General features: G+C 43.3%; 22 protein-coding genes. 8 read left to right on the forward strand and 14 right to left on the reverse strand.

Translation table 11 applies throughout. From position 1 onward, the window contains the following. Positions 1-46: 46 nt before the first annotated feature. Positions 47-673 carry a 1-acyl-sn-glycerol-3-phosphate acyltransferase gene (locus ACX17N_RS03415; RefSeq protein WP_458891179.1) on the reverse strand — a complete coding sequence of 209 codons (627 nt, stop codon included), beginning with the start codon at positions 671-673 and terminating at the stop codon, positions 47-49. Between the two features lie 139 nt (positions 674-812). On the opposite strand from ACX17N_RS03415, the gene ACX17N_RS03420 reads away from it, so the two are divergent. The 5 genes from ACX17N_RS03420 (at position 813) to ACX17N_RS03440 (ending at position 7175) form a co-directional block, all read left to right on the forward strand. Continuing rightward, positions 813-2060, forward strand: a complete 1248-nt coding sequence (locus ACX17N_RS03420) for an MFS transporter (RefSeq protein ID WP_458891180.1) — start codon at positions 813-815, stop codon at positions 2058-2060. A gap of 134 nt (positions 2061-2194) precedes the next feature. Next, complete coding sequence (locus tag ACX17N_RS03425) at positions 2195-3346, forward strand: porin (RefSeq protein ID WP_458891181.1); 1152 nt, start codon at positions 2195-2197, stop codon at positions 3344-3346. A gap of 126 nt (positions 3347-3472) precedes the next feature. Then, on the forward strand, positions 3473-5134 hold the full coding sequence (locus tag ACX17N_RS03430) for a phosphoethanolamine transferase (RefSeq protein ID WP_458891183.1): 1662 nt from the start codon (positions 3473-3475) through the stop codon (positions 5132-5134). Positions 5135-5149: 15 nt separating this feature from the next. After that, a complete protein-coding gene (locus ACX17N_RS03435; RefSeq protein WP_458891184.1) occupies positions 5150-5827 on the forward strand; it encodes a response regulator transcription factor in 678 nt (225 codons plus the stop codon). Between the two features lie 7 nt (positions 5828-5834). After that, a complete protein-coding gene (locus ACX17N_RS03440) occupies positions 5835-7175 on the forward strand; it encodes a sensor histidine kinase (RefSeq protein ID WP_458891596.1) in 1341 nt (446 codons plus the stop codon). Positions 7176-7369: 194 nt separating this feature from the next. Here ACX17N_RS03440 and ACX17N_RS03445 read toward each other — a convergent pair whose 3' ends face one another. The 6 genes from ACX17N_RS03445 to ACX17N_RS03470 form a co-directional block, all read right to left on the reverse strand. Then, complete coding sequence (locus ACX17N_RS03445) at positions 7370-8122, reverse strand: phosphatase PAP2 family protein (RefSeq protein ID WP_458891185.1); 753 nt, start codon at positions 8120-8122, stop codon at positions 7370-7372. A 206-nt stretch (positions 8123-8328) separates the two neighbouring features. Next, positions 8329-9516 carry an ammonium transporter gene (locus ACX17N_RS03450; protein WP_458891186.1) on the reverse strand — a complete coding sequence of 396 codons (1188 nt, stop codon included), beginning with the start codon at positions 9514-9516 and terminating at the stop codon, positions 8329-8331. Between the two features lie 457 nt (positions 9517-9973). After that, positions 9974-10699, reverse strand: coding sequence for an amino acid ABC transporter ATP-binding protein (locus ACX17N_RS03455; protein WP_458891597.1), 726 nt, complete (start codon positions 10697-10699; stop codon positions 9974-9976). A 14-nt stretch (positions 10700-10713) separates the two neighbouring features. Beyond that, the gene (locus tag ACX17N_RS03460; RefSeq protein WP_458891187.1) at positions 10714-11397 is read right to left on the reverse strand and encodes an ABC transporter permease subunit; all 684 of its coding nucleotides are present in this window, start codon (positions 11395-11397) and stop codon (positions 10714-10716) included. Then, positions 11397-12140, reverse strand: coding sequence for an amino acid ABC transporter permease (locus ACX17N_RS03465; protein WP_458891188.1), 744 nt, complete (start codon positions 12138-12140; stop codon positions 11397-11399). The genes ACX17N_RS03460 and ACX17N_RS03465 overlap by 1 nt, the downstream gene beginning before the upstream one ends. Positions 12141-12211: 71 nt before the next feature. Further along, a complete protein-coding gene (locus tag ACX17N_RS03470) occupies positions 12212-13150 on the reverse strand; it encodes a transporter substrate-binding domain-containing protein (RefSeq protein ID WP_458891189.1) in 939 nt (312 codons plus the stop codon). 612 nt (positions 13151-13762) lie between these two features. Here ACX17N_RS03470 and ACX17N_RS03475 point away from each other — a divergent pair. Next, on the forward strand, positions 13763-14779 hold the full coding sequence (locus ACX17N_RS03475; RefSeq protein ID WP_458891190.1) for a molecular chaperone DnaJ: 1017 nt from the start codon (positions 13763-13765) through the stop codon (positions 14777-14779). Between the two features lie 280 nt (positions 14780-15059). Here ACX17N_RS03475 and ACX17N_RS03480 read toward each other — a convergent pair whose 3' ends face one another. From ACX17N_RS03480 to ACX17N_RS03490, 3 genes are all read right to left on the reverse strand, one after another. Continuing rightward, positions 15060-15911: a hypothetical protein gene (locus tag ACX17N_RS03480; RefSeq protein WP_458891191.1), complete on the reverse strand. Its 852-nt coding sequence runs from the start codon at positions 15909-15911 to the stop codon at positions 15060-15062. 176 nt (positions 15912-16087) lie between these two features. Continuing rightward, a complete protein-coding gene (locus ACX17N_RS03485) occupies positions 16088-16675 on the reverse strand; it encodes a hypothetical protein (RefSeq protein ID WP_458891192.1) in 588 nt (195 codons plus the stop codon). Between the two features lie 71 nt (positions 16676-16746). After that, positions 16747-19641, reverse strand: coding sequence for a valine--tRNA ligase (locus tag ACX17N_RS03490; RefSeq protein ID WP_458891193.1), 2895 nt, complete (start codon positions 19639-19641; stop codon positions 16747-16749). A 182-nt stretch (positions 19642-19823) separates the two neighbouring features. Here ACX17N_RS03490 and ACX17N_RS03495 point away from each other — a divergent pair, with 182 nt between their 5' ends. Both ACX17N_RS03495 and ACX17N_RS03500 read left to right on the forward strand, forming a co-directional pair. Beyond that, positions 19824-20504: a hypothetical protein gene (locus tag ACX17N_RS03495; protein ID WP_458891194.1), complete on the forward strand. Its 681-nt coding sequence runs from the start codon at positions 19824-19826 to the stop codon at positions 20502-20504. A gap of 16 nt (positions 20505-20520) precedes the next feature. Beyond that, a complete protein-coding gene (locus ACX17N_RS03500; protein ID WP_458891195.1) occupies positions 20521-21327 on the forward strand; it encodes an SDR family NAD(P)-dependent oxidoreductase in 807 nt (268 codons plus the stop codon). Positions 21328-21385: 58 nt separating this feature from the next. On the opposite strand, the gene ACX17N_RS03505 is transcribed toward ACX17N_RS03500, so the two are convergent. The 4 genes from ACX17N_RS03505 to adeJ form a co-directional block, all read right to left on the reverse strand. After that, on the reverse strand, positions 21386-21832 hold the full coding sequence (locus ACX17N_RS03505) for a YbjQ family protein (protein ID WP_458891196.1): 447 nt from the start codon (positions 21830-21832) through the stop codon (positions 21386-21388). 9 nt (positions 21833-21841) lie between these two features. Continuing rightward, positions 21842-22189, reverse strand: coding sequence for a YbjQ family protein (locus ACX17N_RS03510; protein WP_458891197.1), 348 nt, complete (start codon positions 22187-22189; stop codon positions 21842-21844). Positions 22190-22299: 110 nt separating this feature from the next. Then, positions 22300-23748: a multidrug efflux RND transporter AdeIJK outer membrane channel subunit AdeK gene (gene adeK / locus ACX17N_RS03515; protein WP_458891598.1), complete on the reverse strand. Its 1449-nt coding sequence runs from the start codon at positions 23746-23748 to the stop codon at positions 22300-22302. Next, complete coding sequence (gene adeJ / locus ACX17N_RS03520) at positions 23748-26927, reverse strand: multidrug efflux RND transporter permease subunit AdeJ (protein WP_458891198.1); 3180 nt, start codon at positions 26925-26927, stop codon at positions 23748-23750. Before adeJ ends, adeK begins: the two co-directional genes overlap by 1 nt. Position 26928 lies beyond the last annotated feature (1 nt).

The following is a 26928-nucleotide window of genomic DNA, read 5'->3' on the forward strand; positions in this document are numbered from 1 at the left end:
CATAAAAGTTGCGCACATCAGAGCAAATTTTGGCATGTTTTTCCAGTCACTTTTTGACGAGAGTTTGTAACGGTTTGGCTAACCATGCAGGATTTTTTGCCGAGAATTGTCCCGAATAGCAGGCCAGAATTTTAGGCAAGTCTTCATTAAAATTTCCAGAGGGATGAAATACGCCTAAACAGCGAATCATTTTCTTTTCATAATCAAAAGCAAACATCACAATCGGAATCTGTGCCCCAACAGCAATTCGATAAAAGCCACTTTTTATAGTGTTGGCACTTTTACGCGTACCTTCAGGTGCCATACCCACCCAAATTTGATCTTTATTCTGAATAATCTGGATAATTTGCTGGGTGAGTCCATGTGGGGTCGCTCGATTAACAGGAATCACACCCACCCATTCTAGCAAAGGCTTAAGCGGGGTATGGAACAGGGTGTGCTTACCAAACACGGTAATTTGAATTCCCAAACCTAAGAGGGCTGTAAAACCATGCCAGGCATCGATATTTGAGGTATGTGGGGAAATAATTGCGACAGCTTTGGCTAAGTCAGGAAACTCACCCTCAAAAGACCAGCCTTGCGCCAGAAAAATTTTCCGGAAAAGAGATTTACTCCAACGCGAGCCTCGTGCAGGCACATGCGGCGGTAAGGTAGGGAAGCGAGACGCAGACATGGGCTTGTCATCCTGACAAATATTCTTGGTTTTTCTTGATATTACGCTTTCACTTCTCGCGCTTCATTGGCAAAATGTGAGCCGAAATATGCAAAAATGCTCAGCATTTTGTGAAAAATTAACCAACCGGATGGTCTCCATGCCCATAGCACAGAATATATATCTGCTATTGTTCTCGCTGTATTGGGCACAAGGTTTACCCGTCGGCTTTATGACGCATGCACTGCCCGTTATTCTAAGAGCAGAGGGCGTATCGCTAACTCATATTGGCGGCTTTGGTCTGTTAATGTTGCCTTGGTCGATTAAGATTCTCTGGGCACCATGGGTCGATCGCTTGGGCAATAATCAGCGTGGACATTATCGTAGCTGGATTGTACCTACACAGTTATTGACCGTCATTTTGCTGATCGTGTTGTCATTTTTACCGATTCATTTATTGCAGCAGCCTTTATATCTCGGCCTGTTTTTTATTGTGCTCCTGGCGATCAATTTTGTGGGGGCAACGCAGGATGTCGCTACCGATGGACTTGCGGTACGCATTCTGAAAACTGAGCAGCAGCATTGGGGCAATACCTTTCAGGTGATCGGGTCGCGTCTGGGCTTTATCATTGGAGGTGGTGCTGTACTCTGGATGCTAGATCTGTTCGATTGGCGTATAAGCTTCGGGTTGCTCGCCGCTTTGGTGTTATTGAATACCTTGCCCATTTGGCGTTATCAAGAACCCAAAAGAAATAACACGGTTCAGCATCAGTCCTTATCTTACTCACAAAAATATAGGGCTATCCGTCAGTATTTAGCGTATTACCGTAGCAGCCCGAATTTATGGCGTTGGCTAGCGGTGCTGTGTACTTTTAAAATTGCTGATGGTTTGGCTGGCCCTTTGCTGAAACCTTTGATGGTGGATTTGGGCTTAAGTTTTAGTCAAATAGGCTTGTACATTACGATGCTGGGGGCGCTGGCGGCTTTATGTGGCGCCGGGCTGGCTGGTGCATTGCTCAAGCGAATGCCGCGTACTCATGCGCTGTGGTGGTTTTCTTTACTTAAAATTATGTGTTTGGCAGCTTATTGCTGGTTGGCTTATCAATATGAACAACAGCAGGCGGTGAGTACATGGCTGATTTATGCGATTAATGCTGCTGAAGATTGTGTATCCGCCATGCTGTTAGTCGTTATGCTCACCATGATTATGCACTATAGTCGCCCCAATTTTGCCGCAACAGATTTCACCTTTCAGGTTGCTTTAATGGCAACCATTAGCGGCCTTTTATATAGCGTGAGTGGGGTATTTGCAGATGCTTTAGGCTATGCAAACTACCTCTTTTTCATCCTTTTTATTGCAATTCTCTGTCTTGTTACAATTTTTCGATGGATGGTGGTTGAAAAATAATCTTACAATTCAGTTGTTTGGCCTAAGTTAGCCTAAAGTATTAAAACATATATATAAATAAAAAATTCATCCTTTTGTAATATGTCACTGCAATGTAATATTTGTAACAAAATTAACACCAGGGAAAATGATTAATGAAAACCAAAATTGCAGCAGCGATTGCTTTAAGTTTGTTAGCGGGTTCAACTTTTGCGGCACCAACGTTCTATGGTGAGATTGATGCAAGTGTGGACTATTTACCAGAAGATAATGCTTCGGGTACTTCAGATAAAGATGTTGTAGAGGTTAGTTCAAACAGTTCTTACCTTGGCGTTAAAGGGGATGAAAAATTAAATGATCGCCTAAGTGCAGTTTATTTAGCTGAATGGGCTTTTAATGCCGATGGTGACGGGACTGATTGGTCTGCTCGTAACCGCTACGTGGGTTTAAAAGATGCAAAATTGGGTACAGTGAAAGTCGGTGCACATGACACGCCATTAAAACAACTGTCTGGTGTTGTAGATACGTTCAATAACTATGTTGCAAATAAAGCAGATATTACAGGCATTATGACGGGTGAGACTCGCTTAGCGAATGTTTTGGTTTATGAAGCACCAGCACTGACATTACCTACAGGTGCAATCAAATTTAATGCATTACTTGCAACTGGTGAAGATAGCGGTATTGCTAAAGGTAATGGTGCTTCTAAAGCTGCAGGTCGTGGTTTAGGCGATACCTGGTCTGCATCTTTGGTGTATGACAGCCCAATGTTTGTGGCAGGTGTGGCATATGACAAAGCAGTACCAACGACGTTTGCTGGCCGTGGTATGACAAATGCGTCAGTACCAGAAGTTTCAACTGCTGTTGCGGGTACTGCATTTGCAGCAGCAAATACTTTACGTGCGATCGGTCGCTTAAATGTGCTCAACAACAGTTTGGCATTAAAAGCGCTTTACCAAACGTCTGAAGTAGAAGAAACCTCATATGCAGATACTAAAGCATCTGATTATGCTTCAAACCTAGCAAATGCCCAAAATATTGATAATTCAGATGGCTGGTTAGTGGGTGCGGAATATAACTTCCCATCTGCGAAAGCTTGGACCATTAAAGCACAGTACAGCGCGAACTCTACTAGCTTTAAAGATAACTCTGATGATTACGATGCTGACCAAATTATGGCAGGCGTAGACTATGCGTTCAGCAAGCAAGTGAAGTTGTATGGTTACGGTGGTTACTTAACACTTGAGCGTGGTGATTTTGAAACGAAACAACCTGTTGTCGGTACAGGCTTAGAATTCAAGTTCTAATTTTAACTCTAAAAAAACCATTCAAAAGGACGGTGCAAAAGCAGCGTCCTTTTTTATTTTAAGTCAGTTTTAAGTTTATTTTTTTATCTTAACTCACAGGCTAAGATTTTTTAATTGTGATAACAAATGCTGCGACAAAAATTCAAGACCAGACCAATTTCGCTTTTGACCTTTAATTCGCTGCTTGCGATTTGGTTGGCGGTTTTTCTGAACTATGCTTTTTATGAAAAACTGCATGCTTTAACCCCGTATACGGGGTTTAAATCGGGCCTATTTGTTGCTGCTTCAGCGGGTGTGTTAATTGCAGCCTATACTTTTATCTTTCAGTTATTTAATTGGAGATATACCGCGAAACCAATTGCGATTGTATTGGTGCTTTTGGGAGGATTTGCCTCTTATGCGGTCAGTAGTCTAGGGGTTTTAATTACCCCAGATCAAATTCAAAACTTAATGCAAACCGATATGGCTGAAGCACGTGATACTTGGTCATGGCAATTGCTGACCTGGACCCTTGGCATAACCATATTACCAATTTTAGCCATTATTATGGTGCAAATTAAGCCGGAGCCAATGTTTCACCAAGTCATGAAAAAATCTATCACCGCGGTCGTGTCGTTGGTTATGGTCTTGGCATTGTTGTTTGTTTTTTATGTCGATTTTGCTGCAATTTTTCGTGAAAACCGTGATTTAAAAGGCATGATTTCACCGCAAAACATGATTGCATCATTAAGCTCTTACTATAAAAAGAAAGCCCCGAAAGAAAATCTACCTTTAGTCACTTATGGAACGGATGCCCATCGCGTTGAAAAAACCAGTGGACAAAATTTGCCTAAACTCATGGTATTGGTGGTGGGCGAAACCGCGCGTGCAGAAAGTTTCTCGTTCAATGGTTATGCCAAAAATACCAATCCAGAATTGTCGAAACAAAACGTCATAAACTTCTCTCAGGTGAGTTCTTGTGGTACGGCAACAGCGGTGTCGGTGCCATGTATGTTCTCGGGCATGCCTCGTGTGAATTATGATGAAAAATTGGCAAGTCACCGAGAAGGTCTCCTCGATATTGCACAACGTGCAGGTTATAAAGTGACTTGGATTGATAATAATTCGGGCTGTAAAGGCGCTTGTGATCGTGTACACAAATTTGAAATTCCAGCGGCATTAAAACAAAAATGGTGTGATGCTGAAGGCGAGTGTAGGGATGAACTTTTGGTGGATAGCTTAAAAAGCTACCTCGCCAGCATTCCAGCTCAAGATCAAACCCCACAGTTGGTTGTTTTACACCAAATGGGCAGTCATGGTCCTGCCTATTACAAACGTTCGACGGAAAAATTCCAGCCATTTAAACCGATGTGTAATACCAATGCAATTCAGGGCTGTAGTCATGATGAGTTGCTAAACAGTTATGACAACTCGATTGTATACACTGACCACGTGCTTAGTGACGTGATTGAAACGATTAAGGCGATCCCAAGTTATCAAATTGGATTCTGGTATTTGTCCGACCATGGCGAATCAACCGGTGAAAGTGGGATGTATTTGCATGGTGCACCTTATGCGATTGCACCGAGTCAACAAACACATGTGCCGATGATCATGTGGTTCTCGGGGGCTTGGCAGCAGCATAATCCTGAGCAAGTGAATTGTTTGCAACAACAAAAACAGGCTGTACGTAGTCAGGACAATTTATTCCCAACCCTTTTGAGTCTACTGGATGTACAAACCCAAGTGATTGATGAAAAACATGATATGTTAAAACAATGTAATAGTAACTCAACGGGCAAAGCCTAAGTCGGAATAACAAGAATGACTAAAATCTTAATGATTGAAGATGATTTTATGATTGCAGAATCCAGTAAAACCTTACTGGAATTGCACGACTATGCCGTTGAGTGGGTCAATAACGGTTTAGATGCGTTAAAACTGTTGTCGCAACAGCCTTTTGATCTGGTGTTGCTGGATTTGGGGCTGCCCATGATGGATGGTATGCAAGTGCTTGCTAAAATCTGTCAGAGCTTTCCAGCCTTGCCTGTATTGATTATTTCTGCACGTGATCAGGTTCAAAATCGGGTTGATGGTTTAAATCAGGGCGCAGATGATTATTTGGTTAAACCGTATGAATTTGTTGAGTTACTGGCACGGATTCAGGCCTTGTTACGTCGAAGCAATCATGAAACCGTCAGCTCAGAAGTGAGCTTATTGCGCTATGGCAATTTGGAGTTAGATGTTGAACAACATATTGCCTTGCTGAATGGGCAGGAATTAGAGCTGTCGAATCGAGAATGGGCGATTCTGGTTCCGTTGGTGAGTTTCCCGAACAAGATTTTTTCCAAAGCCAATTTAGAAGATAAGCTGTATGACTTTGACAGTGAAGTGAATAGCAATACCATTGAAGTCTATGTACATCACTTACGTGCCAAACTGGGAAAAGATTTTATTCGGACGATTCGTGGTTTGGGTTATCGTTTAGGTAAATTGGACTAAAAATATGATGCAACGATGGACTGAAAAACGGGCCAAAATGTCGCTGAAGCAACGCTTAATTCTATTTGTTTCAGGTTTTAGTCTATTGTTGGGTGGATTGCTTATTTTTACAGCGTATTGGATTTCATTAGGTGAAATTGATGAAATTATTGATGCGCAAATGCAAAATTTGGCGGAACGTGTTGCAGCGCATGATCCCGAGCCGATCAAAAGTCATTACGACATGCACAAACACTACCACGAAGAAGATTTATTTGTTGATGTCTGGGAAAAACAAAAGCAGCCAGATCATCAGTTTAATTTATTGTTACATCAGGTGAATCAGGCCGGTTTTTACGATCAGGCGACCAGCCAAGGTGACTGGAGAACCTATGTTCTCCCCACAGACACCTATCAAATTCAAGTCAGTCAGCCTTTAACTGTGCGACGTCATCTAGCACTGGAATTGGCTGGCAGCATGTTTGTGCCTTATCTGCTGATGATTCCTTTTATTTTATGGGGCTTAGGCTGGGTGATTTTGCGTAGCCTCAGACCCTTGGATGAATTTAGACAAGAAATTGCACGCCGTGGACTCGATGAACTGAGTCCGATTCGCTTGAACCGTTATCCTGTGGAATTGATTCCTACCATTCAAGAGATGAATTATCTCTTTGAGCGTATTTCTTCAGCACAGCAGGAACAACGCCAGTTTATTGCCGATGCCGCACATGAACTCAGAACGCCGATTACTGCCCTGAATTTACAGATGCAGATTTTATTACGCGAATTTCCAGAACATGCAGCACTAGAAAAATTAAGTCAGGGGCTTATTCGTATTCAGCATCTGATTAGCCAGTTACTGGATTTGGCCAAGCAAGATGCCAGCAGCCTAGATACTGTCACTTTGCATCCCTTTTACTTAAACCAAGTGGCCGTAAATTGTGTTGAGCAATTAATCCATGTGGCTTTGCAAAAAGATATTGATTTGGGTATGGAACGGCAGGAAGAAGTTGTGGTGTATGGGATTGAATTTGCCGCACGCTCCATTATTTATAATTTGATTGATAATGCGATTAAATACACACCTAAAGGTGGCGTGATTAATGTGTCTATTTTTTCTCAAGATGGCAATGCGATGATTCAAGTTGAGGACAGTGGACCCGGCATTGAACCTGAGCTGTATCAGCAGATTATGAAGCGGTTTTATCGGATTCATCATCATTTGGAAATGGGCAGTGGCTTGGGCTTGTCGATTGTGCAGAAAGCGACAGAACACCTCGGTGGAAAAATCCAGTTTGGTCGCAGTGAAAGCTTGGGTGGATTATTTGTACAGATTCAATTTCCGCAAAATCAGCCGGTCCATGAATAAATGCAGGCTCATTTTGTAAGATAAGCATTTTGCTTGTTTGAATGGATAGCCTCAGTTCGGTCATTTAGACCCAGATGTTTCAAGATCGCGGTTTTATAATACCCTGCAATCGATACGGGTCTATTTAGCGCAGATGGTACAGATACTCTGCTTACCATCTTAAGTCGATTTAAATGGATTTCCCCAGAAGCCGCTTATGCGGCTTCTTTGTTTGATGTGGTTGTCATAGCTTGAACTGCGGGTAAGTCCGACGACACTTGAGCGGAATGTGTTATGTCTTGACGCACTAAATATTTGTTAAACATCGGGTAGAGGCAAACATTACAACTCCAAATGACCCACGCCGTCCAAAGATTGTGACTAAGAAAATGTGCGCCACGCATCATTTGTGCCCAGCCCATCGCAAAGCCCAATATCAAGCCTGCAAGCAAATAAAAATAAGCCCGTTTGGGCTGACTTTGGCGAAAAGCAAAGAAGCCTGCCATTAGGGAAAAGCCAGTGGCGGCATGTCCGCCCGGGAAACAGTGCCCGTGCCGCAGGCTAAAATTCCACAGGAATCCTGTAGCCGTGGGATCGGTCATATTCCAAGGGCAGGCATGTCCTGATTGGGATTTAAGGATACCAATCATACTGCTACTGAAGATAACCAAGAAAAACAGATAGGCATATTGCCAACGCTGCGGGGCAAGACTTTCCAATTTGAAACTGGCAAGCCAAAGACCCAAAAAAAAGACATCACAGCAAATAATGAGATTTTTGATATAACGATGGTTTAGGGTTTCCAAAAACCAGTTATAGCGCCAAGGAAACTCACCATGTAGTCCTGTCCAAGGCTGAATGAGGCTTAAGTCGAGTTGTCCTGCGACAGGAAAAAAAGTCTGTAGCAATAAAAAACTGATCAATAAAATCAGGGCTTGGGACAGACTAAATCGTTGTAATTCTGACATCATCTTGCCGAGCTGAGAAAGATTCGATGCACTGATTAGAGCAAAGCGATCTTAAGGCAGACTTAATTGAATCTTAAACGCAGGGGAGTAGCAGCAGAATTATGTGCTCAAGCACGGATGGTTGGGCGAGGTCTCTATGTGTAGAGCATCCATAAAAAAAAGCGATTCTTTAGAATCGCTTTGCAACATGCAGAAAATGAACAAGATTAAAACATACTGTCATCGGAATTGGCTGAAATTTTGTGAATAGACAAATCTGCGCCACGGAATTCATCTTCTTGTGATAGACGAATGCCAATACATGCTTTTAAGCCGCCATAAACCACGAAGCCACCAGCCAGCGCAATCGCAATCGCAAATAGTGTGCCGATTACTTGTGACATCATGGAAACGCCACCGATGCCACCTAACCATTGTTGTCCGAAAATGCCTACAGCCAAGCCACCAAATGCGCCACAAATGCCGTGTAAGGGCCAAACCCCAAGCACATCATCGACTTTGAGTTTGTTTTGGGTATAGGTGAAGAATTTCACAAAGATGATGCCCGCAATGGCACCAATCACTAATGCACCAAAAGGATGCACTATGTCTGAGCCTGCACAAATCGCCACCAAGCCAGCGAGGGGGCCATTGTGTAAGAATCCAGGGTCATTTTTACCGATCATGTTGGCGGTAATGGTGCCACCCACCATGGCCATCAAGGAGTTAATCGCGACCATACCTGAAATGGCATCTAAACGCTGAGCGCTCATGACGTTAAAGCCAAACCAGCCCACAATCAGAATCCAAGACCCTAGCGCAAGAAACGGGATGGAAGAGGGCGGATGTGCACTGACACGGCCATCTTTTTTATAGCGGCCATGGCGCGCACCCAAAAGAATCACCGCGGCTAAGGCAATCCAACCGCCCATGGCATGCACGACCACTGAACCTGCAAAGTCATGAAATGGTGCACCAAAAGTGTGCTCTAACCAGGCTTGTATGCCTAAGTTTCCGTTCCAGACGATCCCTTCAAAAAAAGGATAAACCAATGCCACCAGTAATAAGGTGGCAATTGCTTGGGAACGCATTTTGGCTCGTTCTGCAATCCCGCCCGAAATAATGGCCGGAATGGCCGCAGCAAAGGTTAATAAAAAGAAGCAACGCATCAAGTTATAACCATGATCAGCGGCTAAGGTTGCACCCATGTGGAAAAAATGGTGTCCGTAGGCAATGTAATAACCCACAAAAAAGTATGCCATTGCAGAAAGTGCAAAATCAGTCAGGATTTTACTGAGGGCATTGACCTGATTTTTATGTCGAACTGTTCCGAGTTCTAAAAATGCGAAACCAGCATGCATTGCCAGTACCAGCACTGCGCCTAGCAGTAGAAAAAGTAAATCGATATCTTGCATAGTTTGCTCGAAAAAAGTGCTAAATACGACTTTAGGTACAAATATGGGAAATGATTTTGCACCAAAATAGTTTAGTAAATCTAAAAATTGGAGTCCTTCTTCAAAATACTCCGTTCATGAAAATAGCTAAGCAAAAAATGCACCAATTTTGATGAAATTATGATGAATTGGGTGGAAAATAGTGCGTATTGACTTAAAACAGTGCTGTAATTGACATATTTTAAATACAAGAAAATTAGAGATTTAGAAGAATTAAATTAGAAATCATAGTGATAAATTAAATTATTGTTCAGAAAATCCATAAGACTGATGGTCTATTTGATTAGCCCGCTTATCAAGAGCATCAGTGGATGGACTCAGAGCTGAGAGCAGAGTGATTGGGGAGGGTTGCAGCGAGCCTTGCAGTGGTATTCGTTCACCAAGTGCAGCAACATGCCAGCACTTGGTGAGACAGGGTTTAGTGCAAAATATTATCTAAGAATTGCTGAGCACGTTCTCCGCGCGGAGTGTTAAAAAATTCATCTTTGGTACAGTCTTCGACAATTTTTCCCTGATCCATAAAAATAATCCGATTTGCCACTTGGCGGGCAAAGCCCATTTCATGGGTCACGCACATCATGGTCATGCCTTCTTTTGCCAGTCCAACCATCACATCCAGTACTTCGTTAATCATTTCTGGATCGAGTGCCGAGGTCGGTTCATCAAACAGCATGGCAATTGGGTCCATACTCAATGCACGGGCAATTGCAACCCGTTGCTGCTGACCGCCCGAAAGTTGCGCTGGGTACTTGCTGGCTTGGGAACTCAGACCAACCCGATCCAAATAGGCGAGTCCTTTTTTCTTGGCTTCCTCTGCACTGCGCCCCAATACTTTAATCTGGGCAATGGTCAGGTTTTCAGTGATACTTAAGTGCGGGAATAATTCAAAATGCTGGAACACCATTCCCACTCGGCTACGCAGTTTGTTCAGGTCGGTTTTCGGGTCGGCAATGGGAATGCCATCGACATAAATTTGCCCTTTTTGAAAGGGTTCCAAACCATTAACGGTTTTAATTAAAGTGGATTTACCTGAGCCTGAAGGGCCGCAGACCACCACCACTTCGCCTTGGCAAATTTGCGTGCTGCAATCGGTCAGCACCTGAAAATCTTGATACCATTTACTGACGTTTTGGAGATCAATCATTACTTTTTTATCACTCATACTTTTAATCTCCTTTGTAGTTTTTTCACGGCAAATGTCGCCAAGGCACTGACGCTAAAGTAAACCAGACCGGCAAATAGAATGTACTGGGTCAATAATGACATCAGGTCGCCACGGACATAATTGGTACGGAAAAAATCCAGCAAGCCAATGGCATAGACCATGGTGGAATCTTGGAACAAGATAATGGTTTGTTGCAGTAACAGCGGGGTCATTTTCCGAAAGGCTTGCGGCAGAATAATTAATCGCATGGACTGACTATAATTCATGCCTAAAGCATAGGCTGCAGCACTTTGACCTTTGGGAATGGACTGAATGCCTGCGCGGACAATTTCCGAGAAATAAGCCGCTTCAAACAACATGAACGCCACAATACTCGACACCAATGCGGTATCAATGGTTAGATAAGTTCCCGTAATCGCGGTGTAGAAAAATGGGACCGCAAAGTAAAACCACATCAGCACCAGCAGCAAGGGGATGGAACGGAACAAATTCACATACGCCTGCGCGATTAAATTCAGGGCACGGATCGAAGAAAGCCGCATCAGCGCCAGCAAGGTACCAATAAAAATCCCGCCCAGCGTAGCTAGAATCACAACTTTTAAAGTAATGCTCAGACCATGCCATAAAGCAGGCGCAGAGAGATGTAAATCTTGAAAAAATGCAGTGAGCCAATCCATTATTTATCTCCCGCAATTAGGCCTGGAATGCGTAAGCGTTTTTCCAGCAACGTCATCAATTGAATCAGGCAGATATTAATCACAATAAAAATAATGGTGACGTAGGTATAAATCTCGATGGTGTTTTGGGTGTACTCGCTGATGGTTTTCATTTGCGAAATAATTTCTGCCACACCAACCAGTGATGCAATTGACGTGTTTTTCACACAGTTGGTCAGTTCCGAGCTTAATGGTGGCAAAATAGTGCGAAATGACTGCGGCAAAATAATGTGACGGTACAGCTGTGCCGTACTAAAACCCAAGGCATAGCCTGCATTGACTTGTCCAGTCGGCAGGGCTTCAATCCCTGTGCGGACTTGTTCACACACCCGCGCTGCGGTAAATAAGCCTAAACCAATACTGGCGGAAATCAGTGCACTGGTACTGGCACTCAGGTCATTCACCCACCAGTCATGCAGCGAGCCGGGTAGAAAATTGGGTGCCACATAAAACCAAATAAACAATTGAATTAATAATGGGACATTACGAAAAATGGTCACATAGGCTGTGCCAATGGCACGAGCAGTTTTGTTCGGAAGCGTACGCATAATGCCAAGCAGACTGCCTAACACGAAAGCAATTGACCACGCCACAAGGGCAATGACCAGTAACCATCCTAGACCCGTTAAAATCCAGTTCAAATAGGTACTGTCACCGACACCAGTAGATTGAAACAATACGCCCCAGTTCCAGCTATAGTTCATAGGAGCTCCAGTCTTTCTATCAGACAGGTGTTGAACCTGCCTGAATTATAAAAGATCAGTGATCAACAATATTATTGATCACGGTCATGCGGTGCACTAATCAAAGCTTTGAGTTGGTCAGACATCGGGAAGTTTAGGTTAATGTTTTTCGGTGGAATCGGTTGCTCAAACCATTTCTTGTACATGTTGTTAATTTCACCTGAGCTATACACCGATTTAATCGCATCATCCACCACTTGTTTAAATTCAGGGTCGCCTTTACGCAGCATACAGCCATAAATTTCATGGACTGGCGATGTTCCGACAATCACCCAATGATCGGGATCTTTCGATTTGGATTTTTCCCCGGCCAGTAAAATATCATCCATCATAAATGCAGCGGCACGTCCGTTTTGTAGCATCAAGAAGGATTCAGCATGGTCTTTGGCAGAGATAATCTCGCCAATCCCCAGTTCCTTTTCATGTTGGCGGATATATCGTTCAGAGGTTGTGCCCGCAGTCGTGACCAGTTTTTTACCTTTTAAGTCGGCAAAATCTTTAACCCCAGAATCTTTGGCGGTGAGTAGGCGAGAGCCCACTTCAAAAAAGCCCACCGAGAAATCGACTTGTTGCTGACGTTCTTTGTTGTTGGTGGTCGAACCACATTCTAAGTCGACTGTACCATTCGAGACCAAAGGAATACGGTTTTGACTGGTGACCAAGTTATAGCGAATTTTCAGGTCAGGCATATTCAGTTTTTGTTTTACGGCATCCACCACTTTCAGCTGTAAATCATGGGCATAACCGACAGGTTGGTTCGGATTATCGGCAATATAGGAAAAGGGAATAGAAGAGTCACGGTAGCCAAGCACAATGGTGCCAGACTGTTTAATTTTGTCTAAAGTCCCCGAAGTCGCGCTGTCTTTGGTCGCTGTTTCATTACTACTTGGTGATTTGTCACTACAAGCACTCAGCCCAAGTACTAAGGTACTGGCACAGAATAGAGAGGTTAGAGACCGTTTAAGTAACATAGATAAAACTCCTTGTGTTTTGTTGTCATCATTCGCTTTATTTATTGACTGAATATCCATCAGCTTATTTGTTTTTTGCATATATCTGTTTGTTAGACAAACAGCTTTCACTTCATCTTAGCGCGAGTTTTAACCGCTTGCGAAGCCTAGATTGTTGATGCTTTGTTAATGATAACTGTCTAAGATTTAAACAAATTTAAGCGTCATGGACGAAGCCATCAGTGAACAAAGCAGAAACTATGCCTAAGCAAGATTGTGATATTAAATAACATAATGTTTTTAATATAAATAAACAATAATTCAAGAACAGCGTCAGCAAGAAAATTCAATGTCTAAGATGTGTTTTTAATACTATCTATTTGAATTTAAAATATTAAATAGTTATTTTATCTGATGAGGGATATCTATTTATGCTACTGATTGTATATTTAATCGGCAATTTTGAATTTTTGGGCACACTTATTTGATGGGGAAATCCACGCTGCTCAGTTGCCCATAAATAATGCACATGCCTATACAGCAGCTGAAATGATGGTCTTGTTTGTATATTGTGTTGGCGTTTCGCCCTGACTTGAATATTGCTATAGTGCTTGTTTTTAGTGGGGATTGGCGATGTCCTTCGATCTTAAAGTCAGCGTACAGCAAAGGGCGGAACAGTCTCCACAGCAGAAAAAGCTGAATCGCCTGATTGATAAAATTGAACAGCAAAAAATCAGCCTTACCACATGGCAAAATGCCCAAGCCGAAATTCAACAACATACACGGCAAAAACTGCTGCCTGTCTATAACGAACTGCATGGTGTCTTATTTCAGCAGTTGCAACAGCTTTGGGATGTGCTACACCAGCATGAATTTTCCAAAGCCGATATGCAGCAACTGGATGAAAGCATTGCCCAGCGTGCGCGCATGTTGAAGCATTCGAAAATGCTCTCCAACGAGCAGCTACAACTTGTCGATGAGATTTATAATTTTTATCAGCAACATGCACAACAGTCCGCAAAGAAAATTAAAAAAACGCAGCAAGTAGAAGTCGATCAGTCTGAAACTGAAGAACAAACTGAATTATTTGAAGATAACTTTGAACACTATGCTGCTGAGCAGCAACAAGCGCGTGAACAAGCCAAACAGCAAAGACAGCAACAAAAGCGAGAACAAGCGGAGCAGATGGCAGCGCAGTCGCTGAAAACTGTATATTTAAAAATTGCCGCGATGATTCACCCAGACCGTGAACAAGACGAAAGTAAGAAAGAGGAAAAAACTGAGTTGTTCCAACAAGCCAGTCAGGCCTATGAACAGCAGGATTTATTTTATTTGCTGAAACTTCAATTACGGCTTGAACAGAATAAAGGCGTAGGGGCGAAAGCGTTATCTGCGGAGCAAGTGAAGTTTTATAAACTGGCGTTGGATACGCAAAGTCAGCAGCTTGAAAGCCAAATTACTGAGATTTTAGATTCTTTTCAGTTGTCGAAGAAAGTGAAAGCGGAGCATGTGCATATGAGTGATGTGTATAAAGCCATAGATGCAGACTGTACTGAGTTAAAGCAGCAGTTGAAGTGGGAAAAAGAACGCTTAAAGCATATGAAAAAGGTGAGTGGGGTGGAGATGTTGTTGGGGCATGGGGCTTTGTAAGCTTTTTTAAAAGCACCTCTCCCCTTGCGCAGCAGTACTGCTCATCTCCCGAAAGGAGAGGGTACGTTGAGTATCGAATAACTATTAAATTTACAATGTTAATATTACGTTGGTTTTATAGGTACTTCGTGTCTGTTATTGAAATTGATATGGACTATTATTTCTGGGTTCAAGAAAAATCAAACGTTCAAATCAAGAAGTTCAGAACATATATAAAGCCCACTACAAGATAGACTATATGCCACCAATACAATTGTTTAGTAGCATATTTCGCTAACTTTTACTTGCAGTAATGTTCAATTAAAGCCTCTGATAGTGAAGTACTGTCGAGTCGTTCCGTGATATCCGCATTGAAGACCCGATGATAGATGATATGGGTTTGATCAGTAGAAGGGGCATATTCAAAATCGTTATCACGCAAGATCGACTCCCTCATTGTAACTATCTCAGCTGCACAATCGATCTTGAGCTTATCTTCTCTCGAACTCATGACATCAGCGATGCCAGGATCAAATGATTTAAGCGTTAAGTCACCTTTACCATTCTTTTTCAATTGAGTGGATTGATCCATATTTACATACGTGGCGGAAAAGGTAACTTTTGATAAATCTTCGAGATACGCCCACCGTGTCATTATCTTATTCTGCGGCTTCACAGTCGAGGCATCAAGTTTACAAGTATTTTTGAATAAATCTTCGCCCAACGGAAATGAGCGCCACAGCCGTTCAATGGATTTTGGCTGAATAGGGTTGTAAAAGAATCTCTCTTCGACATTGCCTGATCTGTGCTCAATGTAACCATAGTCGTCAGGGTCTTTGTAAGTGCCTGGTCTGTCGTTTAAAAAGCGGTAATAGTTTGCTGCTCGTTGGTTTTCACAGTCCAATCGATAGATATAGACTGTTTCAGAAGTACCATACTTACCCCCAAGCGTTTTAACGCGCAAGAATGGAGATTTATCTTCGTCAAAAGTTAACGTGGTATCAATGAATGTTTTTCTGGTGTCATCAGACTTTTCCAATTTCCATTTTGGTTGTGACTGTAGAATTTTGGAGTATGTTTCCTCAATATTTGAATGAGTGCAACCACTTATCATTGCTGCCGTCAATGAGATGAAAATCAGTCTTTTTTGCATAGTAAAACAGCCTTGTATTTATTCATTTGTAAAGTGGGGTGTATATGTCTAGTTGAACTTATTTAGTTCATCTGGCTGTTTTGTTTGTGCCGTATTGCGTATTCATCAACTTCTTTTGCCACAAAACCTTGATTTGGTATGTTTGGCTCAAGATTATTATGTTGCATTGGATCTGGTTAACAAAGGAAAGCACGCTTTATTTTATGATCCTTCAAGTAAAATAGCGAAGTAGCACAGGTATCTTCGAGAACATTTACTGTAATTGCATCATTTTTTAAAATAATTCGAGCTTTTTGAGGGGCCTCCTCAAAAGGAGTCATATCAGCATTATCAAGCTGCATCATATCTACAAATTTCTCACCTTTATGCGCAATTTCAAATACACCAAAGCCATCTAAATCGTACCCTTCATCATCATTTTCATAAAAATAAACTTGATCACTATCTGCAATACGAAATTCAAATAAGTATTTCATTCCATTCTTCTTGGGATTTTTCAGAACACGAAATGCATCAGGCTTTTTGTCACCATTAAAGTCGATCAGCATTGGTTTTTTTAAATGAGTAATATCAACAGTATAACCATTTGGTAAAGGTGTTGGATTGTTGACTAAATTTTGATTTTTTTCAGGTTTTTGAATATTTTTAGGCTTTTTAATTTGCTCTGACTGAACTGTTTTATCTTCTACTTGTATAGTATGAATTTCACGATCACATGCGGTTAGTATGCATATGCACATTAGAATTAATATTGAATTTTTCATTTGTTCTATTATAAATAAAGGGCTGAATAATCAGCCCTTTATACAATAATTTAGATTAAATTACCAACACATTACAGCGCCGCAATCTGCTCCATATTCGCTTTAATCTTCGCTAACTGGTCAGCAAACTCAGCCAATTTCGCTTTCTCGCCTTCAACTACAGCAGCAGGTGCTTTCGCCACAAAACCTTCATTGCCCAATTTAGTTGCAATTTGGTCATGCTGCTTTTGTACTTTGTCTAAGTCTTTTTGTAGGCGACCCAATTCCGCTTTCGGGTCAATTAAACCTTTCATTGGAACAAATACAGACACGTGACCTACAACAGAGGAAGAAGACAATGGCGGTTGTTCAGCATCAGCCAAGAAGGTAATGCTTTCAACTTTTGCTAAAGCTTTAAACAACGCTTCAATACGCGTGATCTGTGCTTTTTCAGCTTCAGTGGTGTTTTGAAGCAGAACTGGTAATAAACGTGCATTACCTAAGCCCATTTCACCACGGATGTTACGTACCGCACCAATCAAACCTTGTAACCACTGCATGTCCGCTTCTGCTTGCTCATTGATTTTCTCTTGAGCAGGCACAGGGTATGCCGCAGTCATAATGGTTTCACCTTGAATGCCGAGCATTGGCGCAAGCGTTTGCCAAATTTCTTCAGTCAAGTACGGCATAATTGGGTGCGCTAAACGTAAAGATGCTTCCATCACCGCTAATAACACACGACGAACTTCCGCTTTGCGCTCTTCAGACACCTCTGCATCGTTCAATACTGGCTTGGTCAATTCCACATACCAGTCGCAGTATTCATTCCAGATGAAGTCATAAATTGCTTGAGCAGCCAAGTCTAAACGATAAGTTGCAAAGGCTTGTTGAACCGCAGCTTCCGCTTTTTGTAAACGGCTCATAATCCACTGTTCAGGCAATTCCCAAAGATCAGGACGTGCAGTTTGACCCACAGTTTGACCTTCAACATTCATCAACACGAAACGAGTGGCGTTCCAAATCTTGTTACAGAAGTTGCGGTAACCTTCAACACGCTTCATGTCGAACTTGATGTCACGACCCGTATTGGCAAGCGCACAGAAGGTGAAACGCACCGCATCTGTACCGTAAGCCTGAATACCTTCTGGGAATTCTTTACGGGTCGATTTTTCAATCTTCGCGGCTTGTTTCGGGTTCATCAAACCAGTGGTACGTTTTTGTACCAAAGTTTCAAGGTCTACACCGTCAATCAAGTCTAATGGGTCAAGTACGTTACCCTTCGACTTAGACATCTTCTGGCCTTCACCATCACGCACTAAACCATGGACATACACAGTTTTGAACGGAACTTGTGGCGTGCCATCTTCATTCTTCATGAAGTGCATGGTCATCATGATCATGCGCGCGACCCAGAAGAAGATAATGTCAAAACCTGTTACCAACACATCCGTCGGGTGGAAGGTATTGAGGAAATAGTTTTCCGCATCTTTAGCTTTGTCGCCCGTCCAACCTAAAGTCGAGAAGGTCCACAGGGCAGATGAGAACCATGTATCCAGTACATCTTCATCTTGGCTGAGTGCCACATCCGCAGGGATGTTGTTGTTGGCACGCACTTCCGCTTCATCACGACCCACAAAGACATTACCTTGTGTATCGTACCAAGCTGGAATACGGTGACCCCACCAGAGCTGACGTGAAATACACCAGTCTTGAATGTTGTTCATCCATGCCATGTACATGTTGCTGTATTGCTCTGGTACGAACTTGATGCGACCATCTTTCACTGCTTCAATGGCAGGTTCAGCCAGTGGTGCAATTTTCACATACCATTGGTCGGTCAATAATGGCTCAACGATCACGCCTGAACGGTCACCGCGAGGTGGTTTCAAGGTATACGGTTGAATTTGGTCTAACCAGCCTTCAGCTTCGGCTTGTTCAACTAATTTCTTACGTGCAGCAAAACGCTCTAAACCAATATAGTCTGCTGGTGCAGCGATGGTTTTAGAAATTTGCTCGCCCGCTTTGGCGATGTATTCAAACTCAGCCAATACTTCCGCATTTTTGTTGAAGATATTGATGATTGGCAATTCGCAGCGTTTGCCGACTTCATAGTCATTAAAGTCGTGTGCAGGGGTGATTTTTACACAGCCTGTCCCGAATTCTTTATCAACGTATTCATCTTTAACGATAGGAACGGCACGACCTGTAATTGGCAGAATGATGTTTTGACCGACAAGATGCGTATAGCGCTCATCATCCAGTGCCACTGCAACCGCTGTATCACCGAGTAATGTTTCAGGACGAGTCGTCGCCACCACGATGTGATCTTTACCATCGTGCGTGCGCAGTGATTTATCTTCAAAGAAGTATTTGAAGTGCCACAATGAGCCTGCTTCTTCTTTGTCTGACTCAACTTCAAGATCAGAAAGAGCAGTTTGCAGTTTCGGGTCCCAGTTGACGAGGCGTTTACCGCGGTAAATTAAGCCATCTTCATGTAGTTTAACGAACACTTCTTTCACTGCATTGGATAAACCTTCATCCATGGTGAAGCGTTCACGTGACCAATCTACCGAAGAACCTAAGCGACGGATTTGACGAGTAATGGTGCCCCCCGATTGTTCTTTCCATTCCCAGATTTTTTCAATGAACTTTTCACGGCCCAAGTCATGACGGCTAATGTTTTGCGCGCCCAACTGACGTTCAACCACCATCTGGGTTGCAATACCTGCGTGGTCAGTCCCCGGTTGCCATAAGGTATTTTTACCTGACATACGGTTGTAGCGCGTTAGGGCATCCATAATGGCATTGTTAAAACCATGACCCATGTGCAAGCTGCCTGTGACGTTCGGAGGCGGAATCATGATACAGAATGAATCGCCTTGACCCGATGGCTTAAAGTAGCCTTTGTCTTCCCAAGTCTTGTACCATTTTTTCTCGATCTCAGTCGGATCGTAAGTCGTAGCAATATTTTGCGCAGAATCAGTCATAGTCAGAACAGATAAAAAGTGAATAAAAAATTGCACCTAGTGTAGCAAAAAAATAAGGGCTTTGGGATGTTCGTCAAATGCTTTGTTTCTGCAATTGTCACGGCAGGTGATAGGTTTTATGATGAAGCTTGTAGAACGACTGCGCATCAGATCGCAGAACTTGATAAAAAGGAAAAAATAGAATGAGTTATGTTATTTCACTTCAGTTGAAATCAGCAACCCATCAACGTTTTCAGGACATTCATCAGCAACTCAATCAAGGGCAAAATGACAATTTAGCCAAGGCATTGGGGGAGGTGCTGGCGGATATATCTTATGAAGTGATTGATCAGGTCTTTGGCGAGATTACGCGTGTGTCGCAGTCGGGGGATCAGGAATCGGCTCGCGTGATTCAGCATATTATGCAAACCACGCGTAAATATATGCCTTGGTCAGTGTCACTTTTTGGTAATGAACGCTTGCTGCCAATGGTGAATTATTTACATGGTTTGATGTCGGAGCAAGACGGGGAATACTTCTTATCCTATCCTGTCGATCCACAAAGTGTAGAGGCACTACTGAGTAATGCCGAACAAATGCAACAGGGGATTAATGAGGCTGTCATGCCAGCACTTCATGCATTTACCGACATTGTCGATCAAGGGGTGACCCATCTGATTCGAATTCCGAAACAGATGCTGAAATTTAATGTCATGGTGGATAAAACCTTGAACGGGGTGATTCACGTCACCACGCAAATGGGTTATAAGCGTTTCGACAAGTTAGGCACGCAATATGATGCGAAAACCATGAGTCATTATTTCAATCATTTTCTTGTTTTTTTAAGAAATTCAACCAACAATGAGGGCGCACGCCGCAATTGAATCAGGATAGACAACAATGGCAAAGCTAGACAGTTTAGAAAATAAAGTGGTATGGATTACTGGAGCATCTTCAGGTTTGGGGAAGGCATTGGCACAGGAATGTGCTTTGCAAGGCGCACAAGTTATTTTAACTGCACGTCGTTATGATGAGTTGGAAACTGTCCGTGTTGGTTTGTTGAACCCCGATCAGCACTTGTCTATTTGTATGGACATTACCAATGAAGCCCAAGTTTTACATGCCTATGAACAAGTCTTGGCCGCCAAAGGTCGGATCGACTGGCTCATTAACAATGCCGGTTTAAGTCAGCGTGCCCTGATTGCTGAAACCACCATGCAGACTGAACGCACCATTATGGAAGTGGATTATTTTTCACAGGTGTTTTTAACCAAAACCGTGTTACCGACCCTGTTAAAGCAGCAGTCTGGTCGCGTCGTGTTTGTCTCCAGTATTGCTGGTTTATTGGGAGTGCAATATCGTGCTTCTTATTCTGCGGCAAAAGGGGCAATTCATATGTGGGCCAACAGCTTACGTGCTGAAATGGCGGATCAGGGCATTGATGTTTCTGTGGTGTTCCCCGGGTTTGTGAAAACCAATGTGTCGATTAATGCCTTAAATGGGGCCGGACAGGCACAAGGTTATGATAACGAAGTGACGGCCAATGGTTTAGAAGCGGATGTCTTTGCCCAAGACACCGTGAAAGCTTTAATGCAAGGTGAAGAATATATTGTGGTCGGTGGGCGTAAAGAAACACTGGCGGTATTTATGTCGCGTTTATCGCCAAGTGCGCTGTACCGTATGATTCGTAAAGCCAAAGTCAAATAAAGTTGTTCATGCGGGATTAAAAAGCGAGATGGATAGCGGTCCTCTCGCTTTTTGTATTTTAAGTTGAGGCTGGTGCTTGAATGGCAGTGCCATAGGCAAATACTTCAACCATGCCGCCTTGCATACCCATTTCTGTGGTGCTTAAGCGTAAGCCTTGAATTTGCGTCGCACCGAGTTTTTCTGCTTCGAGTTTTAGCCGCACAATCGCTTCGCGACGTGCGCGATCAACCACAGTTTCATAGCTGGTCAGTCGACCACCAAGTAGATTTTGCAGATTGGCAATGATGTATTTGAAGTAATCATGTGAGATCACCACGTTACTGCTGACCAGTTGTCCCTGCGCAGTATTTTGCTTAAAACGGCTACTGTCGAGGCGAATATAGGCGAGCCGTTGTTCCTGCTGCGCCAGTTGCATGAGGTGCTGACGCTCATTGTGACGTCCAAAGCCCCAACCGACAGCAAACAACACGGCAAAGATGATGACTTGGAAAATTAAACCATCCATGAGTGTGCCTTATGCTGGAAAAGGATCGGGAATATGCTGTTGGGGTTCAACAATCACCGCGGTGCCATAGACGAACAGTTCTGAGGCTCCTTGTGCAATATTCGAGGTGGAAAAGCGAATGCCGACCACGGCATTGGCACCCAAAGCGCGGGCTTTTTCAATCATCCGGTTCATGGCTTCTTGGCGTGATTCTTCCAATAATTCGGTATAGGCGGTGAGTTCACCACCGACAATATTTTTTAATCCTGCCAGTAAGTCACGTCCGACATGTTTACTGCGTACGGTACTGCCATAGACAACATCCAGTTGTTGGCGAATATGATGTCCTGGAACAGTTTCAAGATTACTGAGTAACATAAGCAGGTTAAAACCAATGAGAAAATTGAAATAGAATCTTGAAGATAGGAAAAAGTCAGATAAAAAGCAATAAAAAAGCCCACCGAGGTGAGCTTTGATCGCTTCAACTTTTACTTGGCAGATTTCATTTCTGCAGTTGAAGGTTGATGCTGAATGCTATCGCCAGTATTGGCTTTGACCCCGCCACCGAGCGTTTTATACAGTTCAACTTGGTTGTTTAAGTCCGCTTGCTGTAACAACAAGAGGCTTTGCTGTGCGGAATAGGCACTACGCTGGGCATCGAGTACGGTTAAGTAACTGTCGATGCCGGCACGGAAGCGCGCACTAGACAACTTATACGTGGTGTTGGTGGCTTCAACCAAACGACGTTGTGCGGCTAAACGATCACCAATGTTTTCACGGGTTGCTAACGCATCATTCACTTCACGGAACGCGGTTTGAATGCTTTGCTCATAACTCGATAAGGCAATTTTCTGGTCAATTTCAGAAATTTTGACATTGGCTTTACGTGTGCCCCAGTCAAAGATTGGAATATCCAAACTTGGACCTAATGACCAAACGAAGCCACCCGATTTAAACAAGTCGCTTAAATCTGTCGAAGCATAACCGGCAGAACCCGTTAAGCTAATGGTTGGGTACAACTTCGCTTTGGCTGCACCAATGTTGGCACCCGCAGCAGACAGTTGATATTCCGCTTGGCGAACATCGGGACGATTGGTCAGAAGATCACTTGGTAAACCTGCACCGAGGGCAGAGCTTCGGCTAACCTGAGTCACGGCTTGTTTAGACAGCAAGTTTTCTGGTACAGCTTGACCCACCAACAGGTTAAGTAAGTTCTGTGCTTGTGCCACTTGAGTCTTGTAGTTCGCTACATCATTACGTGCAGTTTCCACTGAAATCTGCGCTTGACGTACAGGCAATTCACTATCAATCCCCACATCAAAACGTTTTTTGTTGAGATTGTAAGATTCAAGCTGGGCTTTCAAAGTTTGATCGGCAAGTTTTAAACCTGCATTGGCATAAGAGTAGCTGAGCCACGCCTGAGCCACTTGACCAATCAAGGAAATTTGCGTGGCATCACGCGCACTTTGCGTTGCTAGATAGCTGTCTAAAGCATTGTCTTTTAGGCTACGTACACGGCCCCAAAAGTCCAGCTCATAGGCGGTAACCCCCAAACCTACATTGTAAGAGGTGATGGGCTTGGTGGTGCTGAGCGTATCTTGACGTAAAATGCTGCCACTTGCGCCAATGGTCGGCAACTGGTTGTTTTCAGTGATTTGATACGCTTGCTGTGCACGTTGAATATTCAAGGCAGCAGTGCGTAAGTCACGGTTATTGGCGAGAGCCATTTCAATCACTTGTACCAGACGCGGATCAGCAAAAAAGTCTTTATACCCTTGTTCAGCAACGGATGTACCAGAAGCACTCGCTGTGTAACCTTGTGGAATATTCGCTTGAGCGACGGGTTCTGGACCACGCATGCTTTGACATGCTGTCAAAGCAAGCGCAAGTGCCGATACCGCAATGCTACGACCTGAAATAGACCATACGTTTTGCATCACGATGTTTGCTCCTGATGATTTTGTTTCTTAGGTTTGTATTTGAAGATACTTCGAATCCAAACAAAGAATACTGGAATGAAGAAAATACCCAAAAGTGTAGAACTAATGACGCCACCAAGCACACCATAACCGACAGAGTGCTGGCTACCTGCACCCGCACCTGCAGAAAGGGCAAGCGGAAGTACACCAAAACCGAAGGCAAGGGTCGTCATAATAATTGGGCGTAAACGCATTTTTGCAGCATGTAAGGTTGCATCAAACAGATCTTCACCTTTTTCCTGCAATTCTTTGGCAAATTCGACAATTAAAATCGCGTTTTTCGCCGAAAGACCAATCACAGCAACAATTGCGACTTGGAAATAAATGTTAAACGACAGGTTAGGGTCACCTTTAATAATCATGCCTAACCAAGTTAAAGTAAACGCACCGACGATACCTAAAGGTACAACCAGCAATACAGAAACAGGAATAGACCAGCTTTCATACAAGGCTGCAAGACACAAGAAGACGATCAACATGGAAAGAACCAGAAGCGGTCCAGTTTGGCTACCAGAATCACGTTCTTCTAAAGATAAACCTGTCCATTCATAGTCGAAACCTTGTAAGCCCATAGATGGCAACTTACCAATAATTTCTTCCATGGCTAACATGGCATCACCCGAGCTCACGCCTGGTGCTGGAGTACCTTGAATATTGACTGAAGATACGCCGTTATAGCGTTCTAGACGTGGTGAACCATAAGTCCATTCGCCTGTTGCAAAGGCTGAGAACGGAACCATCGTGCCGGCATTATTGCGGACATACCACTTGTTCAAGTCTTCAGGCATCATGCGTGTATTGGATTCGCCTTGTACATAAACTTTTTTCACACGACCACGATCAACGAAGTCGTTAATATATGAACCACCCCAAGCCATGCTCATTGTGCTATTGATATCTGCAATACTTACACCCATTGCACCAGCTTGCGCTTGATCAATGGTGATTTGGTATTGAGGTGTATCTTCTTGACCATTTGGACGTACACCCGCTAGGCGTTTGTCTTGAGCGGCCATACCTAAAATGGCATTACGGGCTGCAATTAATTTTTCATGACCTTGACCGCTTGCATCTTTTAATTGGATGTCGAAACCGGAAGAGACCCCTAATTCAGGCATTGCAGGTAACTGTAATGGCATGATGTAAGAAGCATCTTTGACAATCATGTTCAACGCCATACCACGTTGAATGATGGCACCAATCTGCGCTTCAGGTGTGGTACGTTCGCTCCAGTCTTTCAGTTTAATAAAGGCTAGACCGGCGTTTTGACCAACCCCTGTGAAGGAGAAGCCAGAAACCGTAAAGATCGACTGTACATGCTCTTTTTCTTTATTCAAGAAGTAGTCAGTCATCGTGGTGACGACTTTGTCTGTACGCTCAAGACTTGCACTTGGTGGAAGTTGTACAAGGGTCATGACCACACCTTGGTCTTCTTCAGGTAAGAATGAAGAAGGAAGGACTTTATAGAGACCTACTAAACCAGCAATCACCAAGACATACACAACACCTGAGAACACTTTGTGATGGGTCATACGATTGACACCACCTTGGTATTTCACAGAGAGTTTTTCAAAGCTGCTGTTAAACCAACGGAAGAAGCGCGCAAAGATATTATTACTTTCAGGCTTGTTCGGATCGTGTTGTTTTAACAGGGTTGCACACAGGGCAGGGGTAAATGTTAATGCCACAATCAATGACAAAATCATCGCGGTGACTAGGGTGATGGAGAACTGGCGGTAAATAACCCCGGTTGTCCCCCCAAAGAATGCCATCGGAACGAATACTGCGGTTAAAACACTGGTAATACCAATCAGTGCACCTGAAATCTGTTTCATTGATTTTTCAGTTGCAACCACAGGGTCCAAATGTTCTTCCTGCATCACACGTTCAACGTTTTCGACCACGACAATCGCATCATCGACCAGAAGACCAATCGCGAGAACCATGGCAAACATGGTTAAGGTGTTAATCGAGAAGCCGAACATGTTAATGACTGCGAATGTACCTAAAACAACCACGGGCACTGCAAGCGTAGGAATCACGGTCGCACGCCAGTTTTGTAAGAACAGGAACATGACGATAAAGACCAGAATTACCGCTTCAATTAAGGTGTGTACCACACTTTCAATTGAAAGCTTAATAAATGGGGTTGTGTCATATGCCAGCGTGTCTTCTAAACCTTCAGGATAGTTTTTACGCAGTTCACTTAAACGTTCTTCTACAGCTGCTGCGGTATCCAGTGCATTCGCACCAGTGGCCAATTTGATTGCAATACCACCAGCAGGTTTACCATTAAATTTGGAATCAAACTGATAGTTATCTGAGCCTAATTCAACACGGGCAACATCACCCAAACGAACCTGAGCACCTGAAGTGGTATTTTTCAGGAAAATATTTCGGAACTGTTCAGGAGTTTGCAACATGCTTTGTGCATTGACGGTTGCGTTCAATACTTGACCTTGAACCGCTGGAGCACCACCCAACTGACCCACCGCTACTTGCGCATTTTGCGCTTTAATCGCAGCAGATACGTCGCTCGGCGTGATTTGCAAACTGGTCATTTTGGCAGGATCCAGCCAAATACGCATGGCATATGAACCACCAAATACTTGTACTTCACCCACCCCCGCAACACGGCTAAGCGGTTCAGAAATATTTGAGTTTACATAATCTTTAATGTCTGCCGCAGTCAGACTGTTATCTGGTGAGTGGAATGCAAGAACTTGCAAGAAGCTCGCACCAGACTTGGTCACTTTTACCCCTTGACGTTGTACATCTTCAGGTAAAAGCGCGGTTGCAGATTGTAGTTTGTTCTGTACTTGAACTTGAGCGATATCAGGATCAACCCCTTGTTCAAAGTTCAAGTTAATCGATGCTTGACCATTACCAGCACTGTTCGATGAAATATAACGTAAACCATCTAGACCATTCATTTGTTGTTCAATGATCTGGGTCACGGTATTTTCAACAGTTTGTGCCGAAGCTCCTGGATACGTAGCAGAAATTGTCACCACAGGAGGTGCAATGGTTGGATATTGGGCAACAGGCATTTTTGTTAGCGTGAGAATACCCGCCAACATGATGACCAGTGCAATCACCCACGCAAAAATGGGGCGATGAATAAAAAATTGAGCCATT

The organism is Acinetobacter sp. GXMZU3951 (genome assembly GCF_054457875.1).

Bases quoted from the DNA above. Each gene is read 5' to 3' on its own strand.
- ACX17N_RS03470 (WP_458891189.1), bottom strand. From the start codon at position 13,150: ATGTTACTTAAACGGTCTCTAACCTCTCTATTCTGTGCCAGTACCTTA.
- ACX17N_RS03420 (WP_458891180.1), top strand. From the start codon at position 813: ATGCCCATAGCACAGAATATATATCTGCTATTGTTCTCGCTGTATTGG.
- ACX17N_RS03435 (WP_458891184.1), top strand. From the start codon at position 5,150: ATGACTAAAATCTTAATGATTGAAGATGATTTTATGATTGCAGAATCC.
- ACX17N_RS03475 (WP_458891190.1), top strand. From the start codon at position 13,763: ATGTCCTTCGATCTTAAAGTCAGCGTACAGCAAAGGGCGGAACAGTCT.
- ACX17N_RS03455 (WP_458891597.1), bottom strand. From the start codon at position 10,699: ATGATTGATCTCCAAAACGTCAGTAAATGGTATCAAGATTTTCAGGTG.
- ACX17N_RS03415 (WP_458891179.1), bottom strand. From the start codon at position 673: ATGTCTGCGTCTCGCTTCCCTACCTTACCGCCGCATGTGCCTGCACGA.
- ACX17N_RS03465 (WP_458891188.1), bottom strand. From the start codon at position 12,140: ATGAACTATAGCTGGAACTGGGGCGTATTGTTTCAATCTACTGGTGTC.
- ACX17N_RS03485 (WP_458891192.1), bottom strand. From the start codon at position 16,675: ATGAAAAATTCAATATTAATTCTAATGTGCATATGCATACTAACCGCA.
- ACX17N_RS03430 (WP_458891183.1), top strand. From the start codon at position 3,473: ATGCTGCGACAAAAATTCAAGACCAGACCAATTTCGCTTTTGACCTTT.
- ACX17N_RS03425 (WP_458891181.1), top strand. From the start codon at position 2,195: ATGAAAACCAAAATTGCAGCAGCGATTGCTTTAAGTTTGTTAGCGGGT.
- ACX17N_RS03480 (WP_458891191.1), bottom strand. From the start codon at position 15,911: ATGCAAAAAAGACTGATTTTCATCTCATTGACGGCAGCAATGATAAGT.
- adeJ (WP_458891198.1), bottom strand. From the start codon at position 26,927: ATGGCTCAATTTTTTATTCATCGCCCCATTTTTGCGTGGGTGATTGCA.
- ACX17N_RS03500 (WP_458891195.1), top strand. From the start codon at position 20,521: ATGGCAAAGCTAGACAGTTTAGAAAATAAAGTGGTATGGATTACTGGA.
- ACX17N_RS03505 (WP_458891196.1), bottom strand. From the start codon at position 21,832: ATGGATGGTTTAATTTTCCAAGTCATCATCTTTGCCGTGTTGTTTGCT.
- ACX17N_RS03460 (WP_458891187.1), bottom strand. From the start codon at position 11,397: ATGGATTGGCTCACTGCATTTTTTCAAGATTTACATCTCTCTGCGCCT.
- ACX17N_RS03450 (WP_458891186.1), bottom strand. From the start codon at position 9,516: ATGCAAGATATCGATTTACTTTTTCTACTGCTAGGCGCAGTGCTGGTA.
- adeK (WP_458891598.1), bottom strand. From the start codon at position 23,748: ATGCAAAACGTATGGTCTATTTCAGGTCGTAGCATTGCGGTATCGGCA.
- ACX17N_RS03510 (WP_458891197.1), bottom strand. From the start codon at position 22,189: ATGTTACTCAGTAATCTTGAAACTGTTCCAGGACATCATATTCGCCAA.
- ACX17N_RS03440 (WP_458891596.1), top strand. From the start codon at position 5,835: ATGCAACGATGGACTGAAAAACGGGCCAAAATGTCGCTGAAGCAACGC.
- ACX17N_RS03490 (WP_458891193.1), bottom strand. From the start codon at position 19,641: ATGACTGATTCTGCGCAAAATATTGCTACGACTTACGATCCGACTGAG.
- ACX17N_RS03495 (WP_458891194.1), top strand. From the start codon at position 19,824: ATGAGTTATGTTATTTCACTTCAGTTGAAATCAGCAACCCATCAACGT.
- ACX17N_RS03445 (WP_458891185.1), bottom strand. From the start codon at position 8,122: ATGTCAGAATTACAACGATTTAGTCTGTCCCAAGCCCTGATTTTATTG.